The organism is Stenotrophomonas pictorum JCM 9942 (assembly GCF_001310775.1).
Taxonomy (GTDB): Bacteria; Pseudomonadota; Gammaproteobacteria; order Xanthomonadales; family Xanthomonadaceae; genus Stenotrophomonas; species Stenotrophomonas pictorum.
This window is the reverse complement of sequence record NZ_BAZI01000582.1, coordinates 1-1,297: the sequence shown is the minus strand read 5'-3', so window position 1 is coordinate 1,297 and position 1,297 is coordinate 1. Positions and strand designations below refer to the sequence as shown.

The following is a 1,297-nucleotide window of genomic DNA, read 5'->3' as shown; positions in this document are numbered from 1 at the left end:
CGCCAGCACGCCCAGGTTGCGGCCGAGCAGCTGCGCGCGCGGCCAGCCGCAGATCGCCTCCATCGCCGCGTTGACGTACATGATGCGGTTCTGCTCGTCGAACAGGATCACCCCGTTGCCGATCTGTTCCAGCGCGGCCGAGAAGAACGGCAGCATCGCGCTGGCCGGTCCGGGTGTGTTTTGCTCCATCCTGCGGCTCCCCATGTCCATGGCTCCCCATGCCCGGCGGCAGACCGTGAAGGGTGTGACGCAGCCAGCATAAGCCAAATGTCCCGGGTCCCTGCAGCGGTGTTGGCGGCGGCATTGTCCGTGCGACGGAGGGGGCTGGCGCCGGCGGCGGTGTTCGCGCTGGCGAAAGCCGGACCGCATCCGGTATCGTGCGCGGATGACTTTCCCCCGATCCGCCGGCCATGGCGGTGTGGTCCGCGTGTTCCGCTACCTGTACCGCGTCCCGCTGCTGCTGGTCCACATCGTGCTGTTCCTGCCGCTGATCCTGCTGCTGATGCTGCCCCCGTGGGGCCGTCTCGGTGCGGCGGACGATCCGCTGGAACATCGCGTGGTGCGCGGGTGGTCGACCATGTTCATGTGGATATTCGGCTTCCGCCTGCAGCGCTATGGCCAGCCGCTGCCCGGTGCGGTGCTGTTCGTGGCCAACCATGTCGGCTGGGTCGACATCTGCATGATCCACAGCCAGAAGATGGTCGGTTTTGTCGCCAAACGCGAAATCGCCAGCTGGCCGCTGGTGGGCTGGGTGGCCTCGCGCGGACACACCATCTATCACCAGCGCGGCAACACCGAATCGCTGGGCGGGGTGATGGAGGAAATGGTCAAGCGCCTGCAGGAACAGCGTCCGGTGGCGGTGTTCCCGGAAGGCCGCACCCGCGGTGGCCAGCAGGTGGGCCCGTTCCACGCGCGTATTTTCCAGGCCGCGGTGGAGACCGGGGTGCCGGTACAGCCGGTGGCGCTGCGCTATGGCGAGCGCGGCGATGCGCAGACCACGGTGGCGTTCGCGCCGGGTGAGAGCTTCCTCGGCAACTTCCTGCGGCTGCTGGGTGAACCGGTGCGACGGGCCGAGGTGCATTTTCTCGAGCCGATCGGCAGCGTGGATCTGGAAGGCCGGCGCCGTCTCGCCGAGACCGCGCGCGCGCGCATCGTGGCGGTGATGGAAGGGCCCTGAGTGATGCGGGTTGTTCACGCCCTCTGGCTCCGGTGCGGCGCAGCCTGTCGGCCATGTTGAGTGCCGCCAACTACCTGCCGCCGCCCTGGCTGCGCAATCCGCACCTGCAGTCGATGCTGG

2 protein-coding genes are annotated in these 1,297 nt (G+C 68.2%); one reads left to right on the top strand and one right to left on the bottom strand.

The annotated features are described in order from the left end of the window. On the bottom strand, positions 1–189 hold a 189-nt coding region (locus JCM9942_RS19485), incomplete at its 3' end, for a PAS domain-containing protein (protein WP_172675178.1). Between the two features lie 196 nt (positions 190–385). Between JCM9942_RS19485 and JCM9942_RS16230 the strand changes: the two genes are divergently transcribed. Continuing rightward, positions 386–1,177: a lysophospholipid acyltransferase family protein gene (locus tag JCM9942_RS16230; protein WP_054660890.1), complete on the top strand. Its 792-nt coding sequence runs from the start codon at positions 386–388 to the stop codon at positions 1,175–1,177. Positions 1,178–1,297 lie beyond the last annotated feature (120 nt).